The sequence below is a fragment of the Pseudomonas sp. C 49-2 genome, from assembly GCF_003970195.1.
In the GTDB taxonomy this organism is placed as follows: domain Bacteria; phylum Pseudomonadota; class Gammaproteobacteria; order Pseudomonadales; family Pseudomonadaceae; genus Aquipseudomonas; species Aquipseudomonas canadensis.
Map to the genome: position 1 here is coordinate 316,542 of NZ_RXYG01000001.1, position 20,532 is coordinate 337,073.

Genomic DNA, 20,532 nt, shown 5'->3' on the forward strand with positions numbered 1-20,532 from the left:
ACTAGAAGGCGCCGCGTTTATCCAGGATAGGCGCGTCATCGTTAACGTTTTTCGCGAGCAAGCTCGCTCCTACAGTTCGTTTTGCACTCCCTGAAAATTATCCACAGGAGCGTGGAAATGCGTTGGGCGACTTATTTCGCCGTCCTGGCTTCGGTGCTCAGCGTCGGTTTGGCCCTGGGCGTCAGTATGCCGCTGGTGTCCCTGCGCCTCGAAAGCTGGGGCTATGGCAGTTTCGCCATCGGCGTGATGGCAGCCATGCCGGCCTTTGGCGTACTGCTCGGCGCGAAAATCTCCAGCCGCATGGCCTCATGGCTCGGAACCGCCAATCTCATGCGCCTGTGCCTGTGGGCGGGCGCGGTGTCCATCGGCTTGCTGGCGATCCTGCCGAGCTACCCGGTCTGGTTGGTGCTGCGCCTGATGATCGGCGTGATTCTGACCATTGTGTTTATCCTTGGCGAAAGCTGGATCAACCAGTTGGTGGTGGAGCAGTGGCGCGGCCGGTTGGTGGCGCTGTATGGCTGCAGTTATGCCTTGAGCCAACTGTCAGGCCCGTTGCTGCTGGGCTTGATCGGCACCGACCATGATTACGGTTTCTGGGTAGGCGTGGGCTTGTTGGTGGTGGCGCCACTCCTGTTGCTGGGCCGCTCCGGCGCGCCAAGCGCCGAGTCCTTCAGCGTGACCTTCGCGCAACTGTGGCGCTTCTGCCTGAGCCTGCCGGCGATTGCCTGGGCAGTGGCGTTATTCGCCGCCTTCGAGGCGATGATTCTGACGTTGTTGCCGGTGTATTGCCTGCAACAAGGCTTCACTGCTGAGATTGCCTTGGCGATGGTCAGCACCGTAGTGGTCGGCGACGCGCTGCTGCAGCTGCCCATCGGCGCACTGGCCGATTACCTGCCACGGCGCACGTTGTTCCTGGCGTGTGCAGTGCTGTTGCTGGCGTCGAGCCTGGCCATTCCGTTGTTGATGCATACGCCGCTGATCTGGCCGGTGTGGGTCGTGTTCGGTGCGAGTGCGGGTGGCTTGTTCACGCTGTCGCTGATCCTGATCGGCGAGCGTTACCGCGACGATGCGCTGGTGCGTGCCAATGCGCATGTGGCACAGTTGTGGGGGATCGGTTGCCTGATCGGCCCACTGGTGGCGGGCGCCGGCAGCCAGTGGATCAGCGGGCATGCATTGCCGTTGCTGATGGCCGCGGGGGCGCTGGGCCTGGTGCTGCTGTTGCTGCGCCAAGGCGCATTCGGTGCAACACAGCCGGCCCTGTAGGAGCTGGCTTGCCAGCGATTGCGGTGTGTCAGCCAGCAAGTTGATCAACTGACACGGCGCAATCGCCGGCAAGCCGGCTCCTACAACATGCGTTCCAAGCCTACTGAGGTGGCGAACCAGGCATTGAACCGTCGCCACCAACTGCCCGGCTCACGGGTCAGGGTGTGCAGTTGGCCGTTGTCTTCGGTCACCCACACTACTTGACCGTCCTGCAGTCTCGCCTCATAGCTCAAGGGGGGCGCCATGCCTTGCAGCGCTAGGTTGCGCACGTGCTCTGCCAGCTCCGGGCTGTCGACCAGTACACCCACTTCGGTATTCCACAGCACCGAGCGCGGGTCGAAGTTGAATGAACCGATAAACGACTTCTCCCGATCAAAGATCATCGCCTTGCTGTGCAGGCTCGAATCCGAGCCCCGGAAGGTGCCGCGACGAAACAGGTGTGGGCCGCTGCCGCCACTGGGGTCGCCCGGTTGGCGGCGCAGCTCGTAGAGTTTCACGCCGTGCTCCAGCAGCGCCTTGCGATAGGGCGCATAACCGCCGTGCACGGCAGGCACGTCGGTAGCTTCCAGGGAATTGGTCAGCAGGCTCACCGACACACCGGCATCGGCGCGCCCGGTCAGGTACACCAGCCCCGGTTGCCCTGGCACGAAGTACGCCGAGATCATCATCAGCTCATGGTTGACGCCTTCCAGCTCCGGCGCCAGTTGCGTGGTGAGCAACAACCGAGGGTCCGGATCGGCCTTGGCCAGCACCTTGCTTGGCGCGTCCCACAGCGCCTGGTTCCAGGCCCAGATCAGCTCGCGGCGCCAGGTGTCCATGCGCGGTTGGGTCTGATAGGTGCGCAAGCGGTTGTACAGCGCGTGGTTCTGTTGGCGCGACTCGGCCAGGGACGCTTCCAGGCGCACGCGCGCGGCGGCCAGGTCGCCTTTGGAGGGCGTATTGGAGACGAAGTCGTCAATCGGCTTGCTCAGCGCGCTGTTCCAATACTGGTCGAAACTGTGACCCAGCTGTTCGGCCACCGGGCCCACGCTGAGCATGTCGATGTCGGTGAAGTTCAGGTTGGGCTCAGCGTCGAAATACTCATCCCCCAGGTTGCGCCCGCCGACGATGGCCACACTGTTGTCCGCCAGCCACAACTTGTTGTGCATGCGCCGATGTTGCAGCGACAGGTTGAACAACCGGCCCATGGCTCGCGTAACGCCTGTGCTGCGCCCCAGGTGCAAGGGGTTGAACAGGCGGATCTCGATCCTGGGATGGGCGGCGAGGGTAGCGATGATCTGGTCGAGGCCGTCGCTGGTAGTGTCGTCCAGCAGGATGCGCACGCGCACGCCGCGGTCAGCAGCCTTGAGCAGTTCGTCCACCAGCATGCGCGTGCTGATGCCGTCGTGCACGATGTAGTACTGCAGGTCGAGGCTGGTCTGGGCGTTGCGGATCAGCTCGGCGCGGGCCATGAAAGCCTCGCTGCTGTTGGGCAGCAGGCGAAAGCCGGAGCGGCCCTGATACGGCGCCGCCTGGGCCTGGATCGAGCGGCCGAACGACGATTGCGCGGCGGGCAAGGCGTCGCTGGGGATGCGCGGCGTGCTCACCGTCGCGCAGCCGCCCAGAGCCAGGGCTCCCAACAGGAAAAACGGTAATAGCCGTTGAATCATCAAGGGAGTTGCTTCCAGATCAGGACGGTTGTCGGCATATGACGGCAAATTCCCGTGAAAGGTCAGTCGGCGGCCTCGGCCAGCATCTTGATTGCAGCAGTGCCCACCTTGCGCACGGCTTCTTCAATCTGCGGGGTTGGTTTGGCAGCGTAGTTCATGCGCAGGCAGTTCCGGTATTTGCCCGACGCCGAAAAGATGCTGCCGACGGCCACCTGTACGCCTTGCTCCACCAACACGCGGTTGAGCTTGAGCGTGTCGAAGCCTTCCGGCAGCTCGATCCAGAGCATGAAGCTGCCTTGAGGCCGGCTGGCGCGAGTGCCTGCCGGGAAGTAGCGGCTGACCCAGTCGAGCATCAAGTCACGATTGCGCTGGTATTGGGTGCGCATCCGCCGCAAATGCGGTTCGAAGTGGCCACCTTTGAGGAACTCGGCGATGGCAATCTGCGGTTGTGTTGCGGTGGAGCCGGTGCTGATGTATTTCATGTGCAGCACCCGCTCCAGGTAGCGACCCGGCGCGACCCAGCCGATGCGCAAGCCCGGCGCCAGGGTTTTCGAGAATGAGCTGCACAGCACTACACGGCCGTCCTCATCGAAGGATTTGATAGTGCGCGGGCGTGGGTAGCTGTAGGCCAGTTCGCCATAAACATCATCTTCGATGATCGCCACGTCAAAGCGTTGGGCCAGGGTCAGCAGCGCCTTTTTGCGCGCCTCGGGCATGATGTAGCCCAGGGGGTTGTTACAGTTGGGGGTCAGCTGGATGACTTTGATCGGCCACTGTTCCAGCGCCAATTCCAGGGCTTCAAGGCTGATGCCGGTGATCGGGTCGGTGGGGATTTCCAGGGCTTTCATGCCCAGGCCCTTGAGGGTCTGCATAGCGCCGTGGAAACTCGGCGAGTCCACCGCAACGATGTCGCCAGGCTCGCAGATCGCATGGATGCTGGCGGACAGCGCCTCATGGCAGCCGGTGGTTATTACGATGTCCTCGGCCGTCAGTTGGCAGCCGGAGTCCAGTGACAGTCGAGCGATCTGCTCGCGTAACTCCATACAGCCGAGGATATTGTCGTAATACAGGCCCGGCAGATCCTGGCGGCGGCTCACGCGAGCCAGGCTACGCAGTAGCGGCTTCATGGTGGGCGACAATACATCCGGCATGCCGCGCCCCATCTGTATGACATCTTTGCGCGGGACTGCGCGAACCAGCTCCAGTACCTGGTCCCACTGGGATATCTCCACAGGCCGCTGTGCCGGACGGCCAACTTCGGGCAGGGCCGGCAACTCGCGGCCGACTGGCACGAAGTAACCGGATTTCGGCTTCGGCATTGCCAGACCGTTGTCTTCCAGCAAGCGATAGGCCTGCTGCACGGTGCTCAGGCTGACCCCGTGTTCCACGCTTAAAGCCCGTACAGAAGGCAGCCTGTCTCCAGGGCGATAGAAGCCCTGTTCGATGCGAGTGCCCAGTAATTCGGCGAGGTTCATGTACAGGGTCATGGCGGTCGCTCCCGAGAAACCATTACAGATCGCCCGAAAATACAGGATTCAGCCGCCGATAGGCAGTATCTGTATGGATTTAATAAAGTCGGGTTGAATCTGTAATGGTTTATGCCCTGCGCCCATCCTTGTCACTCAAGGCAACAAGGCAAATGAGGGGCGGCAAAATGAACGGCATGAGCGATGTGCGGCTGGCGCTACACGGTCAGGAACTGCAGGCAGGGCAAGAGCGGGCGACGGCGCCGCGCGATATCAGCCGCTGGGGTCTGTTCTGGCACCGTCGTCACACGCGCAAGGCGTTGCTGCATCTGACCCACGAACAACTGCGCGATGTCGGTTTGACCGCCGAACAGGCGCGCCAGGAAGGTCTCAAGCCCTTCTGGCGCGACTGAATCACACCAGCTCTTTGAAGCGATGCCAGAGCATCCCCAGTGCCAACAGCGGCGAGCGCAGGTGCTTGCCGCCGGGGAAGGTGATGTGCGGCACCTGGGCGAACAGGTCGAAGCGCCCCTGTTGCTGGCCACTGATGGCTTCGGCCAGCAACTTGCCCGCCAGGTGGGTGGCGTTGAGGCCATGGCCGGCGTAGGCCTGGGCGTAATAAACGTTGGGTTGGTCGGCCAGGCGGCCAATCTGAGGTAAACGGTTGGCGCCGATGCCGATCATGCCGCCCCATTGATAATCGATTTTAACGTCAGCCAATTGCGGGAAAACCTGGAGCATTTTCGGACGCATGTAGGCGCCGATGTCCTTCGGATCGCGACCGGAGTAGTGACAAGCGCCGCCGAACAGCAGGCGACGGTCGGCGGACAGTCGGAAGTAATCCACGGTGACACGCTGGTCGCACACCGCCATGTTCTGCGGCAGCAGGTGGGCAGCCTGCACTTCGCTCAACGGCTCGGTGGCGATGATGTAGCTGCCGGCGGGCAACACTTTGCCGCTCAGGTGTGGGTTGAGGCCATTGAGGTAAGCATTGCACGCCAGCACCAGGGTCTTGGCGCGCACGTTGCCCTGGGCGGTGTGCACGTTGACTTCGGGGCCGTAGTCGATACGGGTGACTTCAGACTGCTCGAACAGCTTCACGCCTAGTTGCTGCGCGGCGGCGGCTTCGCCAAGGGCCAGGTTCAGCGGGTGCAGGTGACCGGAACCCATGTCGATCATGCCACCCACGTAGCGGTCCGAACCGATTACGCTGCTCATCTCGTTGGCTTGCAACAGGCGTACTTCGTGGCGATAACCCAGGCCACGCAGCTCTTCGGCGTCTGCGGCCAGGCCTTGCAGGTCGCGAGGCTTGTTGGCGAGGTCGCAGTAGCCCCAGGTCAGGTCGCAGGGAATCTGAAAGCGTTCGACGCGCTCACGCACGGTCTCCACGGCTTCCAGGCCCATCAGCTTCATCTGGCGCACGCCATCGGTGCCGATCACATTTGCGAACTGGTCCAGGCCATGGCCGACGCCACGGATCAACTGGCCGCCGTTGCGTCCGCTGGCGCCCCAGGCGATCTTGCGCGCCTCCAGCAACACCACGCTGAAACCCCGCTCGGCCAGCTCAAGCGCCGTGTTCAGCCCGGAAAAACCGCCGCCCACCACGCATACATCGGCCGTCACTTCGCCGGTCAGCACTGGGTAATCGGGTTGCGGCACGCTGCTGGCGGCGTAATAGGACGGGGTGTGCCGGGCGCTGGCAGTCATGGGGAGCATCCCTGTTTGGAAAATTTGACGCAGGATACAGTGGTCGGATGAAGCTGTCTGCGCAGGGCGTTTTGCGGCAGAATCCACGCCTATTCGCCGTTCGGTATGTGTTTCGATGAGTTGCAACAGTCAGAAAATCAGCGCGCTGCGTCGGCAGATTCCTTCGTTCGAGTGCGTCCCCGGTTGCCACGACTGCTGTGGGCCGGTGACCACGTCACCCGAGGAAATGTCGCGCCTGCCGCGCAAGACCGCCGCCGAGCAAGACGCGGCCATGGATGAGCTGAACTGTGTGCACCTGGGCCCCAACGGCTGCACGGTGTACGACGAGCGACCGTTGATCTGCCGGCTGTTTGGCACCACCAAGGCCTTGCCGTGCCCGAATGGGCGGCGCCCGGTGGAGCTGATTCATCCGCGGGTGGAGAAGCAGATCCATGAGTACATGGCGAGCACGCGGCAGGTTTTGGTTTAGCCCGCTCTTCAGTCCGGAATCGGCAGGTTAAGGCTTTCCTTCACCTCTTCCATCACGATATAGCTCTTGGACTCCCGTACATGGGGCAGTTTGAGCAGGATATCCCCCAGCAGTTTGCGGTACGACGCCATCTCGGAAATCCGTGCCTTCACCAGGTAATCGAAGTCGCCTGATACCAAGTGGCACTCCAGCACATGGGGCAGTTTCAGCACCGCGCGGCGAAACTCCTCAAAGGTGTCGCCGGACTTGTAATCGAGGCTGATCTCGACAAATACCAGCAGACTGCCCTTCAAATGCTGCGGGTTGAGCCGCGCGTTGTAACCCATGATGATCCCTTCGCGCTCCAGCCGGCGCACACGTTCGGTACAGGGCGTGGTCGACAGCCCGACTTTTTCCCCCAGCTCCGTGAACGAAATACGCCCATCGGTTTGCAGGATGCGCAGGATGTTGCGGTCGATCTTGTCCAGCTCCCGCTTGGTCTGGGTGTTGGTACGCATAGGGGATACGCCTCTGTGAAAAGGGTTTTTGCCGAGAATTGTCGCCAAATATAGGCAGTTATATAGTGAAATGCACTGGCAATTGTTTTTTAAACTGCGCTCATCATTGCTCGAATAACACACGTCAGCGGCCATGCCCGCGATGAGGATATAAAAATGCGCGTTCTGGTCTTGGGTAGCGGCGTCATTGGTGTGACCAGTGCCTACTATTTGGCGCGGGCCGGCTTTGAAGTGGTGGTCGTCGACCGTCAGCCCGCCGCTGCCATGGAAACCAGTTTCGCCAACGCCGGCCAGGTGTCCCCAGGCTACGCGTCCCCATGGGCTGCGCCGGGCGTGCCGCTCAAGGCCATCAAATGGCTGTTGCAACGCCACGCCCCGCTGGCGATCAAGGCCACCGCCGATATCGACCAATACCTGTGGATGGCGCAGATGCTGCGCAACTGCACCGCCAACCGTTATGCCGTGAACAAGGAGCGCATGGTGCGTCTGTCCGAGTACAGCCGCGACTGCCTCGACGAACTGCGCGCAGAAACCGGCATTGCCTACGAAGGCCGCAGCCTCGGGACGACCCAACTGTTCCGCACCCAGGCGCAGCTGGATGGTGCGGCCAAGGACATCGCTGTGCTGAAGGAGTCCGGCGTGCCGTTCGAAGTCCTCGACCGCGCGGGCATTGCCCGCGTCGAGCCGGCCCTGGCCAGCGTCACCGATATCCTCGCGGGCGCCTTGCGCCTTCCGAACGACCAGACCGGCGACTGCCAGATGTTCACCACCCGCCTGGTCGACATGTGCAAGCAGCTGGGCGTTGAATTCCGTTTTGAACAGGACATCCAGCGTCTCGACTACGCCGGTGACCGCATCAACGGCGTGTGGATCGATGGCAAGCTGGAAACCGCCGACCGCTACGTGCTGGCCCTCGGCAGTTACTCGCCGAAATTGCTCAAGCCGCTGGGGATCAAGGCGCCGGTGTACCCACTCAAGGGTTACTCGCTGACCGTGCCGATCACCAACCCGGCGATGGCGCCGACTTCGACCATTCTCGACGAGACCTACAAGGTCGCGATCACCCGTTTCGACAACCGCATCCGCGTCGGTGGCATGGCTGAAATAGCCGGTTTTGACCTGTCGTTGAATCCACGTCGGCGCGAAACCCTGGAGATGATCGTCAACGACCTTTATCCTCAGGGCGGCGATTTGACCGAAGCCAGTTTCTGGACCGGTCTGCGTCCGACCACGCCCGACGGCACGCCGATTGTCGGTGCCACCCCGTTCAAGAACCTGTTCCTGAATACCGGCCACGGCACCCTCGGCTGGACCATGGCCTGTGGTTCCGGTCGCTTGCTGGCCGACCTGATGGCGAAGAAAACCCCGCAGATCAGTGCCGAAGGCCTCGATATTTCCCGTTATGGCAACCACCAGGAGTCCGCACAACATGTCAATCCAGCGCCAGCTCACCAATGAGCGCATGAGCCAGATCGTTGTCCACAGCGGTACCGTGTATCTGGCCGGGCAAGTCGGCGACGACATGAACGCCGGGATTGAGCAGCAGACCCGTGAAACCCTGGCCAATATCGAGCGTTTGCTCGACCTGGCTGGCACTGACAAGAGCAAGCTGCTGTCGGTGACGATCTACCTGAAAGACATCGACGCGGATTTCGCCGGCATGAATGCGGTGTGGGACAAGTGGCTGCCCAAGGGTGTTGCGCCCGCCCGCGCCACCGTTGAAGCCAAGCTGTGCGAACCGGAAATCCTGGTAGAGCTGTCCGTCGTGGCGGCCTTGCCTTAAACCCAGATCCCTCTCCCGGTGCCGACGTTGTCGGTCGGTGCCGGTTTTTCTTCACTTTGCCGCCTAGAAGCCTGCCGCCATGCGTCCTGCCCGTGCCCTGATCGACCTCCAAGCCCTGCGCCACAACTACCAATTGGCCCGTGAAGTCACGGGGGCCAAAGCCCTTGCCGTGGTCAAGGCCGATGCCTACGGGCATGGCGCCGTGCGCGTGGCCCAGGCGCTGGAAGGCGAAGCGGATGGGTTTGCGGTGGCGTGTATCGAGGAAGCCCTGGAGCTGCGTGCCGCCGGGATTCGTGCGCCGGTGCTGTTGCTGGAAGGTTTTTTCGAGGCCGACGAACTGCCACTGATCATCGAGCATGACTTCTGGTGCGTGGTGCATTCGCTGTGGCAGTTGGATGCGATCGAACAGGCCAAGCTGAGCAAACCGCTGACTATCTGGCTCAAACTCGATTCCGGCATGCACCGTGTTGGCCTGCATCCGAAGGATTATCAGGAGGCTTACCAACGCCTGCTGGCCAGTGGCAAAGTCGCCAAGATCGTTTTGATGAGCCACTTCGCGCGCGCCGATGAACTCGACTGTGTGCGCAGCGATGAACAGGTAGCGGTGTTCGAGGCGGCGCGACAGGGCTTGTCGGCTGAGGTCAGCCTGCGCAATTCGCCATCGGTGATGGGCTGGCCGAATGTGTCCAGCGACTGGGTGCGCCCCGGCATCATGCTTTACGGCGCCACGCCGTTTGGCGAAGACCAGGCCGTGGCCGCGCGTTTGCAGCCGGTGATGACCTTGGAGTCCAAGGTGATCTGCGTGCGTGAACTGCCGGCTGGTGAGCCGGTGGGTTACGGCGCCAAATTCATCACGCCCAAGCCGATGCGCATCGGCGTGGTTGCCATGGGTTATGCCGATGGCTACCCGCGTCACGCGCCGACCGGTACGCCGGTATTGGTGGCGGGGCAGCGCAGCCATTTGCTGGGCCGCGTGTCCATGGACATGCTGTGCATCGACTTGACGGACGTGCCTCAGGCGGGGCTCGGTTCCACGGTGGAGCTGTGGGGTAAAAACATCCTCGCCAGTGACGTCGCGGTCGCCGCCGAGACCATTCCTTACCAGCTGTTTTGCAACATGCGCCGAGTGCCAAGGCTCTATTCCGGGGCTTGATCGTCCGGTACGAACACAACCGCCCGGGATTTAGGCCCAAGTGTTGTAAATACTGAACGCTGTCGCCATGATAACGCTCAATTACAACAAAGCCTGAATCCTAGGAGGCTCCTGCATTGGACGTCGGCGAACGACTGCAATCCATCCGTAAACTGAAGGGTCTTTCCCAGCGCGAGCTCGCCAAGCGTGCGGGTGTCACCAACAGCACCATTTCGATGATCGAAAAAAACAGCGTCAGCCCCTCGATCAGCTCCTTGCGCAAGGTGCTGGGCGGTATCCCCATGTCCATGGTCGAGTTCTTTTCCGAGGAGATCCTCCAGGAAATACCGACTCAGATCGTCTATAAAGCCAATGAGCTGATCGACATCTCTGACGGCGCCGTCACCATGAAACTGGTAGGCCGGGCTCACCCCAGCCGGGCGATTGCGTTTCTCAACGAAATCTACCCACCGGGCGCCGACACGGGCGAAGAAATGCTCACTCACGAAGGCGAAGAAACCGGGATTCTGGTGGAAGGTCGCCTGGAGTTAGTGGTCGGTCTTGAAACTTTTGTGCTTGAAGCGGGCGATAGCTACTACTTTGAAAGTACCAAGCCCCATCGTTTTCGCAATCCGTTCGACGTGCCGGCGCGACTAATCAGCGCAGCCACACCCGCGAACTTTTAAGAAAAGAGGCGTCCTGCCAGCGTTGCAGAGACTCCCGTAGTTGTATCCGTGAAGCCGAATCTCCCTTTATTTAATAGGGTTGTTTCGGCCGGGCGGGCTAACCGTTATACTTTCGCCGCCTGCGAAACCGTGGCCGCAGGCGTGAATAGCCACCATTGAGGGTGAACGCGTGAACCTAATTATGAAAATGCTGGCTGCACCAGCAACCGTACTGGCCCTATGGGCTGTCAGCGCTCAAGCTGCGACCAATGATGACATTGCCAAGCGCCTGGAGCCTGTCGGCCAGGTGTGTGTCCAGGGCCAGGAGTGCAAGGGCATGGAAGTGGCGGTCGCCGCAGGCGGCGGCGCTGCGAAGACGCCGGATGAGATCATCGCCAAGCATTGCAACGCTTGCCACGGCACCGGCCTATTAGGTGCGCCAAAAATCGGCGACACCGCTGCCTGGAAAGAACGCGCCGACCATCAAGGCGGCCTGGATGGCATCCTGGCCAAGGCGATTACGGGCATCAATGCCATGCCACCCAAAGGCACCTGCTCCGACTGCTCAGATGACGACCTCAAAGGTGCGATCGAGAAGATGTCCGGCTTGAAATAAACCGATCTTCGCCAAAAAGCCGCTTTCGAGCGGCTTTTTTGTACCCGTGATTTGTGTTTCAGCGCTGTTCTTTGCAGCAAAGACCCGGCAAGCTCGGTCCAACCCCTAATCATGGAATGTTCAGGAGGGTCGGATGGTGCAGTTGTGTTCAATCGAGCAAGCAGTTGACGATGTACTGGAACGGTTGCCGGCGCATATCCATATGGGCATGCCGTTGGGCTTGGGCAAGCCGAACCTGTTTGCCAACGCGCTGTACCGGCGCGTCGCCAAGTTGCCGGAGCGGGCACTGACAATCTACACCGCGCTGAGCCTGGGCCGGCCGACGATGGGCGATGGTTTGCAGAAGCGCTTTCTCGAACCCTTTATCGAGCGGGTGTTTGGCGATTATCCCGAGCTGGATTTTCTGGCCGACCTGCACAAAGACAGCCTTCCGAAAAATATCCATGTGCAGCAGTTCTTCATGCAGCCCGGCAGCTTGCTGCACAGCGAGTCGGCGCAGCAGGATTACGTGAGCAGCAACTACAGCCACGCTGCCCGCGACATCAACGCAGCGGGCCTGAACCTGGTCGCGCAGCTGGTCGCCAGCAGCAGCGAACACCCGGATCGCCTGAGCCTGAGCTGCAACCCGGATATCACCCTTGACCTGTTGCCGATGATCGCCAAGCGCCGTGATGCCGGTGAAACCGTGCTGATCGTCGGCCAGGTCCACAGCGATTTACCCTATATGCCTGGGGACTCCGAGCTGGGCATGGATGCTTTCGATTACCTGATCGATGAAAAAGACAGCACCACATTGTTCTCCACGCCGAACATGCCCGTCGGCTTCCAGGACCACTTTATCGGCCTGCATGCCAGCACCCTGGTGCGTGATGGCGGCACCTTGCAGATTGGTATTGGCTCCATGGGCGATGCGCTGACCGCCGCGCTGCTCGCGCGCCAGGCGGATAACGAAGCCTATCGGTTGTTGCTGACTGACCTGGACGTCTACCAGTGGGCGCCGCTGATCAGTCACGAAGGCGGCGTCGACCCGTTCGCCCGTGGCCTTTACGGTTGCAGCGAAATGTTCGTCAACGGCCTGCTGGTGCTGGCGGACGCAGGGATTATCCGCCGCAAGGTCTACCCCGACGTGGCGACACAGGAACAGGCCAATGCCGGATTACTGAATGACGCCGCACAGCCGGATGGCATTTCGATCCACGGTGGTTTTTTCCTCGGCCCGAGAAGTTTCTATCAGCGCCTGCAGGAAATGACCCATGCCAAACGCCTCGAATTCAACATGACCCGCATCAGCTACATCAACGAACTGTACGGCCAGGAAGAACTCAAGCGCCTGCAGCGCGTGGATGCGCGCTTTATCAACAGCGCGATCATGGTGACGTTGCTCGGCTCAGGCGTGGCCGATCAGTTAGAGGATGGCCGTGTACTCAGCGGCGTGGGCGGGCAGTACAACTTCGTTGCCCAAGGCCATGCGCTGGAAGGTGCGCGTTCGATCCTGATCCTGCGCAGTTGGCGGGAGTCGGCGGGGGAGGTCAGCTCCAATATCGTCTGGGACTATGGCCACTGCACGATTCCTCGGCATCTGCGGGACATTGTTATCACCGAGTACGGCATTGCCGACTTGCGCGGGCAGACAGATGCCAAGGTGATCGAGGCGTTGCTCAATATCACCGACTCACGCTTCCAGGATGATTTGATCGAACAGGCGCAGAAGGCCGGCAAGTTGCCCAAGGATTTCAAGCTGGACCCGCGTTTTGCCGATAACACGCCCGAGCGGCTACAGGCGATTCAAGCGCGCCATCGTCGGCTGTTTCCGGAGTATCCGCTGGGCAGCGATTTTACGGATGAAGAGCGGGATTTGTTGCGCGCGCTGAACTGGCTCAAGAGCAAATTCAAGCTGACGGAGATTTTGGAGTTGGGCAAGGCGGCGTTGGATGCGCCGGAGCCGGAGGTGTTTCCCAAGCATCTGGAGCGGATGCGATTGGATAAGCCCGATGGGCTAAAAGAAGATTTGTATCAGCGGCTGTTGCTCGCTGGCCTGCAGGCCACCGCGAATTAGCCAGCAGCGCCGGGCTTTTGTGGTGAGCGGGCTTGCCCCGCGCGAGGCAAGCTCGCTCACTACAAAAATACCGCCAGGCGTGATTATTCGATGAAGGTCACTACGCCACCGGCCAGGGATTTGACCCGTGCCAGGGATTCCACTCGGTATCCCTGCGCGTCCAACTCCGCACGACCACCCTGGAACGACTTCTCGATCACAATCCCCAAACCGGCGACGGTCGCGCCGGCCTGCTTGATGATCGAGATCAGCGCCTGGGACGCCTTGCCATTGGCCAAGAAATCATCGATCACCAGCACGCGGTCGCTGCTGGTCAGGTGGCGAGGGGAAATCGCCACGGTGCTTTCGACCTTCTTGGTGAAGGAATACACCGTCGCCGACAGCAGGTTTTCCGTGAGGGTCAGGGATTGCTGCTTGCGTGCAAAAATCACCGGTACGCCCAGGTTCAGGCCCGTCATGATCGCCGGGGCGATGCCGGAGGCTTCGATGGTGACGATCTTGGTGATGCCCGAATCCTTGAACAGTGCGGCGAATTCGTCGCCGATCAGTTTCATCAGTGCCGGGTCGATCTGGTGGTTCAGAAAGGCGTCGACCTTGAGTACCTGATCGGAAAGCACGATGCCTTCTTCGCGAATTTTCTTGTGCAGTGCTTCCACGGAAAGCTTCCTCTAATGGCGCGGTGCGCGCCGAAAGTAGATTAAAAAGTAGTCGATTCTAGCGCTTTAACATCGCGCGTATATCCGCCAAGGCGGTGTTGCCGCGAACGGCCTTCACCTCAGTCGGGGTGTCGTCATTGCCTTCCCAGGCCAGGTCGTCCGGCGGCAGTTCGTCCAGGAACCGGCTGGGGGCACAATCGATGATTTCGCCGTATTGCTTGCGCTTGGCGGCAAAGGTGAAGGCCAGCGTCTGACGCGCGCGGGTAATGCCCACGTAGGCCAGGCGGCGTTCTTCTTCGATGGTGTCGGCTTCGATGCTGGAACGGTGCGGGAGGATTTCCTCTTCCATGCCCATGATGAACACGTAGGGGAATTCCAGACCCTTGGACGCATGCAAGGTCATCATCTGCACGCCTTCGGCGCCGTCTTCCTCTTCCTGCTGGCGCTCGAGCATGTCGCGCAGCACCAGCTTGCCGATGGCGTCCTCGACGGTCATTTCGCCGTCTTCGTCTTTTTCCAGGGTGTTCTTCAGTGCTTCGATCAGGAACCAGACGTTGCTCATGCGGTAATCCGCGGCCTTGTCGCTGGAGCTGTTGGTGCGCAGCCAATTTTCGTAGTCGATGTCCATGACCATGCTGCGCAGGGCGCTGATCGGGTCTTCGCCGGCGCACTGCTCGCGCACCTTGTCCATGAAGCGCTTGAAGCGCGACAGGCGATCGGTGAAGCGCGTGTCCAGGTGTTCGCCCAGGCCGATTTCGTCGGTGGCGGCGTACATCGAGATCTTGCGTTCGGTGGCGTAGTTACCGAGTTTTTCCAGGGTGGTGGAACCTATCTCACGGCGCGGCACATTGATCACGCGCAGGAAGGCGTTGTCGTCGTCCGGGTTTACGATCAGGCGGAAGTAGGCCATCAGGTCTTTCACTTCCTGGCGTCCGAAAAAGCTGTTGCCGCCTGACAGGCGATACGGCACCTGGTGATGCTGTAACTTCAGCTCGATCAGCTTGGCCTGGTAGTTGCCGCGGTACAGGATCGCGAAATCGCTGTAGGGCCGGTCGGTGCGCAAGTGCAGGCTGAGGATTTCCACGGCCACGCGCTCGGCTTCGGCGTCTTCGTTGCGGCAGCGGATCACGCGGATCTCGTCGCCGTGGCCCATCTCACTCCACAGTTGTTTTTCAAACTCGTGGGGGTTGTTCGAGATCAACACGTTGGCGCAGCGCAGGATGCGGCTGGTGGAGCGGTAGTTCTGCTCCAGCATCACCACTTTCAGGGACGGGTAATCGTCCTTGAGCAGCATCAGGTTTTCCGGGCGGGCGCCGCGCCAGGCGTAGATCGACTGGTCATCGTCGCCGACCACGGTGAATTGGTTGCGCTTGCCGATCAGCATTTTCACCAGCAGGTATTGGCTGGCGTTGGTGTCCTGATATTCGTCCACCAACAGGTAGCGCACCTTGTTCTGCCATTTTTCGAGGATGTCGGCGTGTTCTTCGAACAGCTTCACCGGCAGCAGGATCAGGTCGTCGAAGTCCACCGCGTTGAACGCCTTGAGCGTGCGCTGGTAGTGGGTGTAGACGATGGCGGCGGTCTGTTCCTTGGGGTTGCGTGCGTTTTCCAGCGCCTGGGCGGGCAGGATCAGGTCGTTTTTCCAGGCGCCGATCATGTTCTTGATCTCGTCCACGCCGTCGTCGCCTGCGTACTCTTTTTGCATGATGTCGGTCATCAGCGACTTCACGTCGGTCTCGTCAAAGATCGAGAAGCCCGGCTTGTAGCCCAACCGCACATGCTCCTTGCGGATGATGTTCAGCCCCAGGTTGTGGAAGGTGCACACAGTGAGGCCACGGCCTTCGCCACCCTTGAGCAGGGTGCCGACGCGCTCTTTCATTTCCCGCGCCGCCTTGTTGGTAAAGGTCATGGCGACGATGTACTGGGCGCGGATGCCGCACTGCTGGATCAAGTGCGCGATCTTGCGGGTGATCACGCTGGTCTTGCCGGAGCCTGCACCGGCGAGCACCAATAGAGGGCCGCCGACGTAGTTCACGGCTTCTTGCTGCCGGGGATTGAGTCGGGACATACGGAATTTCAGGAGTCGTTGTTCAAAAGGGCGGGCATTTTAACAGGCTCGCAGGATTCTGCTCTGTCAGAACGACAGTGTGACGTACCGCTCGATCTAAATTTGCCGGTTTTGATACTTTGCCGCAGGATGTCGGGGTTGTTTGCGACTAATGTTTACAGTTCGCGTGTTTGATAACCCCTATCATTGGTGATTATCCGGCCGCGCGTCATAATGCCCGCCGCCACGAAATTTTGCAGAGTCTAGGGAGCTAGCTTGTCTACGCCTGTCGAACCCTTGCGTTTGCTGCTGCTGGCCGATGAGCCGGCGTGGGCAGCGTTGTTGCGCGAGTGCCTGGCGCCGATGGGCGATGGGGCTGTGCTGATCAGCGCACCAAATTGGGAGTCCGTGAGCCGTCTGTTCGATGACGACCACAGCGCCGTGCTATTGACCACGCCCAGCCTGCAACCCGGCCCTGGGCGCTGCAGCCTGCCGTGCATATTGCTGTTGGAGCAGGAACCGTTGGTTGCGCCGCTTGGCGTCAGCGATTGGCTGGTACGGGATGTATTGGACGCCGATACAGTGCGCCGCTGCCTGCGCCACGTCCGCGAGCGCGGTGTGCTGGAAAACACCCTGCAACGCCTGGCCGAACAGGACCCGCTGACCGGCATCGCCAACCGCCAGGGTTTTCAGACCTTGCTCGCCGCGCGGTTGGCCGAGAACGAAGGCCGTGGCCTGGCCCTTGGTCACCTGGACCTCGACAATTTTCGCCACGCGAACGATGCCCTCGGCCACCAGGCCGGCGACCGGTTGATCCTGCAAGTGGTTTCGCGGCTCAAAAGCCAGCTTGAGGTCGGGGACCAACTGGCGCGCCTGGGTAGCGACGAATTCGCCCTATTGATCGACACCCGCCGCGCGCCCCAGCGTGCCGAGTGGATGGCCGAGCGCATCACCGAAGTCATGGCCGAACCCTATTGGGTGGATGGCGAAAGCCTGCTGATCGGCTGCAGCCTGGGCGTGGCCCATGCCCGCGCCCGTGCCGGTGCCGACCCGCTGATGTGGCACGCGCATATCGCCATGCAACAGGCCAAGAGCACCCAGGGCTGCACCTTTCATATTTTCAACGAACGCATCAACCGCAACGCGCGCAGCCTGGCCGACCTGGAAAGTGAATTGCGCCGCGCCTTGCGGCGTGACGAACTGGAGCTGCATTACCAACCGCGCCTGGACCTGGACGACGGGCATATCGTCGGCCTTGAAGCCCTGGTGCGCTGGCGGCATGGCGAGCGCGGCCTGCTGCCGCCGAGTGAGTTCGTGCCCCTGGCTGAGCAAAGCGGCCTGATCGTGCCGTTGGGCTACTGGGTCATCTCCCGCGCCCTGCGCGATATGCAGGACCTGCGCGAACGTGGCCTGCCGCCGCTGCACATGGCGGTCAACCTGTCGTTCCGCCAGTTCCAGGACAGCCAGTTGCTCTCCACCCTCAGTCGGCTGATTGCCGAGCGGGGCGTGGAGGCGCAGTGGCTGGAGTTTGAACTCACCGAAACCGCCGTGATGCGCCGCAGCGATCTGGTCAAGCAGACCATGGACGCCCTCGGCCGCCTCGGCGTGCGGTTTTCCCTGGATGACTTTGGCACCGGCTTCTCATCGTTCGTGCACCTCAACAGCCTGCCGATTGCTCTGTTGAAGATCGACAAGAGCTTTGTCGGTGGCATGGAAGAGCGTGAAGAGAACCGCAAGTTGGTGCACGCGATGATCAATCTGGCGCACAATCTCAATCTGGAAGTGGTTGCCGAAGGTGTGGAAACGCCGGAGCAGTTGGCGTTGTTGAGGCTGTTTGGTTGTGACCAGGCCCAGGGTTACCTGATCAGCAAGCCGCTGCCGCTACCGGAGTTGGTGGAGTACCTGACGTTCGGCAATGGCCAACAAGCCGTGCTCGGCTAGAAGTGTGGGAGGGGGCTTGCCCCCGATGACGGAGTGTCTGCCAGCTCATCTGTTACTGACCCACCGCTATCGGGGGCAAGCCCCCTCCCACATTTCCTGCCCAGGCGGCTCTTGCCGAATCATCCGCTTCATTTTCGCTTCAAACGCCCAGGTCAGGCTGACTGCCGCGCACGCCAGGCCCAGGGCCAAGCCCCACCATACGCCGGTCGGCCCCCAGCCCAGGGTGAAGGCCATCAGCCAGGCCGACGGTGCCCCAATCAGCCAATAGCAGCCCGCCCCGATCAGGAAGGTGGTCTTGGCGTCCTTGAGTCCGCGAATGCAGCCCATGGCGATGGTTTGCACGCCGTCGAACAACTCGAACCACGCCGCCACGGCCAGCAGGCTGACGGCCAGGACGATCACGTCGTGGAACGCCGGGTCGTTATGGTCGATGAGCAGTCCGATCAATGGGTCGGAATAAAGCCACAGCATGGCGGCAAATCCCAACATCACCGCTGCGCCAAATCCTATGCCGACACGCCCGGCCAGGCGTGCCTGCAGCAACTGCCCGGCGCCGTAATGCTGGCCGATGCGCATGGTCACCGCGTAAGACATCCCCGCCGGCACCATAAACGCCACCGACACAATCTGCAGCGCGATCTGGTGCGCCGCCAACTGCGTGCTACCCATGGTGCCCATGCACAGCGCCGCAAAGGCAAACAACCCGACCTCCACCGCATAGGTGCCACCAATCGGCAGGCCCAGGCGCCACAACTCGCGCAGGTACTGGGTATTGAGGCGCATCAGGCCGGGGGCCAGTGGGTAGGCGGCATAGGCGCGGTTGCTGCGGATGTACCACATCAGCGCCAGTGCCATGCCGTTCGCGACGATGGCGGTGACCAAGCCGATGCCCATCAGGCCGAGCTTGGGCAGGCCGAACATGCCCTCGATCAGTGCGTGGTTGAGCAGATAATTCAGTACTGTGCCGCCGAGGCTGATGACCATCACCGGAGTGGCTTTGCCGATGGCGCTGGTAAAGCCGCGCAAGGCCATGAAGCTCAAGTAACCGGGCAGCGCGAACGGCAGGATCGTCAGGAATTGCCCGGCCGACTGCACGTTGGTTTCCGTCTGGCCGAACATCAGCAGCAGCGGCTTGAGGTTCCACAGCAGCAAGCCAGCCGCCAAGGCCATCAGCCAGGCGAGCCACAGTCCGGCCTGGGTAAGGCGGGTAGCCCCTTCGATATCACCGGCGCCGTGACGGATGGCGACAAGCGTGCCCACGGCGGCAATCACGCCGATGCAGAAAATTGACACGAACGAATAGCTCGCTGCGCCCAGGCCACCACCGGCCAGGGCTTCGGGGCTCAGGCGCGCCATCATCAGGGTGTCGGTCAGCACCATCAGCATGTGCGCCAACTGTGAGGCAATCAACGGCCCTGACAACCGCAGAATAGCCCAGAGTTCGGTACGTGCCGGATGTTGCATGATCATCACACTCGAGAAATCGGAGGATTGGGGAAGGGTTGATTCTCGGCGCTCTCAGCACATTGCACAAAGGGATAAATGCGATCGTTCACATGATTAAAACTCATACCTGTTCGATTCTGGTAGGGTTTGCGCATTGCGCTGTCGGAGCCTTCCCTATGTCCCGTCGTCTTCCTCCTCTTTACGCTTTGCGGGCTTTTGAGGCCGCTTCCCGGCACAACTCCTTCACCCGCGCGGCGGAGGAGTTGTCGATCACGCAAAGTGCGGTGAGCCGACATATCCGCACGTTGGAAGAGCACTTCGCCTGCCGCCTGTTCCAGCGCAGTGGCCGCACCTTGCAGCTCACCGAAGCGGCGCGCCTGCTATTGCCCGGCGTGCGCGAAGGTTTCGCCGCGCTGGAGCGGGCCTGCCATACCTTGAATGCCGAAGACGACATCCTGCGCATGAAGGCGCCGTCCACCCTGACCATGCGTTGGCTGTTGGCGCGGCTCAGCCGTTTCCGGGCGTTGCAGCCAGGCAACGAAGTGCAACTGACCAGCGCCTGGATGAGTGTGGACGAGGTGGATTTCAACCAGGAGCCGTTCGACTGTGCGGTGCTGCTGAGCTACGGGCATTTTCCGGCGGATTGGGAGGCCAGTTATCTTTTCCCGGAATTGCTGATCCCCGTAGGTGCGCCAAATCTGCTGGAGGATGGGCCCTGGGATGCGGCGCGCCTGGCCACCGCCGAACTGCTGCACCCCACGCCTGACCGTCGCGATTGGCGCAACTGGCTGGAGCGCATGGGCTTGTCATCCCAGGTGTCGCTCAAGGGCGGACAGGTGTTCGACACCCTCGAACTGGGCATGATCGCCGCCGCGCGAGGTTACGGCGTCTCCATGGGCGACTTGCTGATGGTGGCCGAAGATGTGGCGCAGGGGCGGCTGAGCCTGCCCTGGCCGACGGCGGTCGCCAGTGGCGAAAATTATTACCTGGTGTGGCCGAAAACCCGCCCAGGCGGCGAACGATTGAGGCGTTTGGCGGAGTTTCTGCAGGCCGAGGTCAAGGCGATGGAACTGCCGCCAGTCGAACGCCTCGATTGAGTGCTCGCAGACCGTTCGTGCAATCGTTTGCGCGATACCCCT

At 61.3% G+C, this 20,532-nt stretch carries 18 protein-coding genes; 11 read left to right on the forward strand and 7 right to left on the reverse strand.

The genetic code is table 11. The annotated features are described in order from the left end of the window. Positions 1 to 117 precede the first annotated feature (117 nt). Positions 118 to 1,263 carry an MFS transporter gene (locus tag EJ576_RS01430; RefSeq protein ID WP_126569453.1) on the forward strand — a complete coding sequence of 382 codons (1,146 nt, stop codon included), beginning with the start codon at positions 118 to 120 and terminating at the stop codon, positions 1,261 to 1,263. 80 nt (positions 1,264 to 1,343) lie between these two features. Here EJ576_RS01430 and EJ576_RS01435 read toward each other — a convergent pair whose 3' ends face one another. Next, entirely contained in the window at positions 1,344 to 2,912 is a 1,569-nt protein-coding gene (locus tag EJ576_RS01435; RefSeq protein ID WP_126569578.1) for a phospholipase D family protein, read from the reverse strand. Between the two features lie 62 nt (positions 2,913 to 2,974). After that, positions 2,975 to 4,399, reverse strand: coding sequence for a PLP-dependent aminotransferase family protein (locus tag EJ576_RS01440; protein ID WP_123474777.1), 1,425 nt, complete (start codon positions 4,397 to 4,399; stop codon positions 2,975 to 2,977). A 167-nt stretch (positions 4,400 to 4,566) separates the two neighbouring features. On the opposite strand from EJ576_RS01440, the gene EJ576_RS01445 reads away from it, so the two are divergent. Beyond that, a complete protein-coding gene (locus EJ576_RS01445) occupies positions 4,567 to 4,791 on the forward strand; it encodes a DUF1127 domain-containing protein (RefSeq protein ID WP_122729864.1) in 225 nt (74 codons plus the stop codon). A 1-nt stretch (position 4,792) separates the two neighbouring features. Here EJ576_RS01445 and EJ576_RS01450 read toward each other — a convergent pair whose 3' ends face one another. Beyond that, the gene (locus EJ576_RS01450) at positions 4,793 to 6,085 is read right to left on the reverse strand and encodes an FAD-binding oxidoreductase (RefSeq protein ID WP_126569454.1); all 1,293 of its coding nucleotides are present in this window, start codon (positions 6,083 to 6,085) and stop codon (positions 4,793 to 4,795) included. 115 nt (positions 6,086 to 6,200) lie between these two features. On the opposite strand from EJ576_RS01450, the gene EJ576_RS01455 reads away from it, so the two are divergent. After that, on the forward strand, positions 6,201 to 6,554 hold the full coding sequence (locus tag EJ576_RS01455) for a YkgJ family cysteine cluster protein (RefSeq protein ID WP_028618464.1): 354 nt from the start codon (positions 6,201 to 6,203) through the stop codon (positions 6,552 to 6,554). 8 nt (positions 6,555 to 6,562) lie between these two features. On the opposite strand, the gene EJ576_RS01460 is transcribed toward EJ576_RS01455, so the two are convergent. Then, on the reverse strand, positions 6,563 to 7,051 hold the full coding sequence (locus tag EJ576_RS01460; RefSeq protein WP_003176896.1) for an Lrp/AsnC ligand binding domain-containing protein: 489 nt from the start codon (positions 7,049 to 7,051) through the stop codon (positions 6,563 to 6,565). Positions 7,052 to 7,207: 156 nt separating this feature from the next. Here EJ576_RS01460 and dadA point away from each other — a divergent pair, with 156 nt between their 5' ends. The 6 genes from dadA to EJ576_RS01490 all read left to right on the forward strand — a co-directional run bounded on the left by dadA (position 7,208) and on the right by EJ576_RS01490 (position 13,303). Beyond that, a complete protein-coding gene (gene dadA, locus EJ576_RS01465) occupies positions 7,208 to 8,509 on the forward strand; it encodes a D-amino acid dehydrogenase (protein ID WP_016975912.1) in 1,302 nt (433 codons plus the stop codon). Continuing rightward, positions 8,481 to 8,834 (forward strand): RidA family protein, encoded by a 354-nt coding sequence (locus tag EJ576_RS01470; RefSeq protein ID WP_028618462.1) that lies wholly within the window; start codon positions 8,481 to 8,483, stop codon positions 8,832 to 8,834. Before dadA ends, EJ576_RS01470 begins: the two co-directional genes overlap by 29 nt. A gap of 79 nt (positions 8,835 to 8,913) precedes the next feature. Continuing rightward, the gene (alr, locus tag EJ576_RS01475; RefSeq protein ID WP_126569455.1) at positions 8,914 to 9,987 is read left to right on the forward strand and encodes an alanine racemase; all 1,074 of its coding nucleotides are present in this window, start codon (positions 8,914 to 8,916) and stop codon (positions 9,985 to 9,987) included. A gap of 116 nt (positions 9,988 to 10,103) precedes the next feature. Beyond that, positions 10,104 to 10,652 carry a cupin domain-containing protein gene (locus EJ576_RS01480; protein WP_003176893.1) on the forward strand — a complete coding sequence of 183 codons (549 nt, stop codon included), beginning with the start codon at positions 10,104 to 10,106 and terminating at the stop codon, positions 10,650 to 10,652. Positions 10,653 to 10,833: 181 nt separating this feature from the next. Further along, positions 10,834 to 11,247: a cytochrome c5 family protein gene (locus tag EJ576_RS01485; RefSeq protein ID WP_016975909.1), complete on the forward strand. Its 414-nt coding sequence runs from the start codon at positions 10,834 to 10,836 to the stop codon at positions 11,245 to 11,247. A 133-nt stretch (positions 11,248 to 11,380) separates the two neighbouring features. Beyond that, entirely contained in the window at positions 11,381 to 13,303 is a 1,923-nt protein-coding gene (locus tag EJ576_RS01490; RefSeq protein WP_123474781.1) for an acetyl-CoA hydrolase/transferase C-terminal domain-containing protein, read from the forward strand. Positions 13,304 to 13,386: 83 nt separating this feature from the next. Here EJ576_RS01490 and EJ576_RS01495 read toward each other — a convergent pair whose 3' ends face one another. Together EJ576_RS01495 and rep are read right to left on the reverse strand one after the other, a co-directional pair. Next, positions 13,387 to 13,959, reverse strand: a complete 573-nt coding sequence (locus tag EJ576_RS01495) for a xanthine phosphoribosyltransferase (RefSeq protein ID WP_010207474.1) — start codon at positions 13,957 to 13,959, stop codon at positions 13,387 to 13,389. A 58-nt stretch (positions 13,960 to 14,017) separates the two neighbouring features. Further along, positions 14,018 to 16,027 carry a DNA helicase Rep gene (gene rep / locus EJ576_RS01500; protein WP_028618459.1) on the reverse strand — a complete coding sequence of 670 codons (2,010 nt, stop codon included), beginning with the start codon at positions 16,025 to 16,027 and terminating at the stop codon, positions 14,018 to 14,020. A gap of 255 nt (positions 16,028 to 16,282) precedes the next feature. On the opposite strand from rep, the gene EJ576_RS01505 reads away from it, so the two are divergent. After that, positions 16,283 to 17,947 (forward strand): bifunctional diguanylate cyclase/phosphodiesterase, encoded by a 1,665-nt coding sequence (locus EJ576_RS01505; RefSeq protein ID WP_126569456.1) that lies wholly within the window; start codon positions 16,283 to 16,285, stop codon positions 17,945 to 17,947. 66 nt (positions 17,948 to 18,013) lie between these two features. Here EJ576_RS01505 and EJ576_RS01510 read toward each other — a convergent pair whose 3' ends face one another. Then, a complete protein-coding gene (locus EJ576_RS01510) occupies positions 18,014 to 19,417 on the reverse strand; it encodes a NorM family multidrug efflux MATE transporter (RefSeq protein WP_126569457.1) in 1,404 nt (467 codons plus the stop codon). Positions 19,418 to 19,569: 152 nt separating this feature from the next. Between EJ576_RS01510 and EJ576_RS01515 the strand changes: the two genes are divergently transcribed. After that, a complete protein-coding gene (locus EJ576_RS01515; protein ID WP_028618456.1) occupies positions 19,570 to 20,490 on the forward strand; it encodes a LysR substrate-binding domain-containing protein in 921 nt (306 codons plus the stop codon). Positions 20,491 to 20,532: the final 42 nt, after the last annotated feature.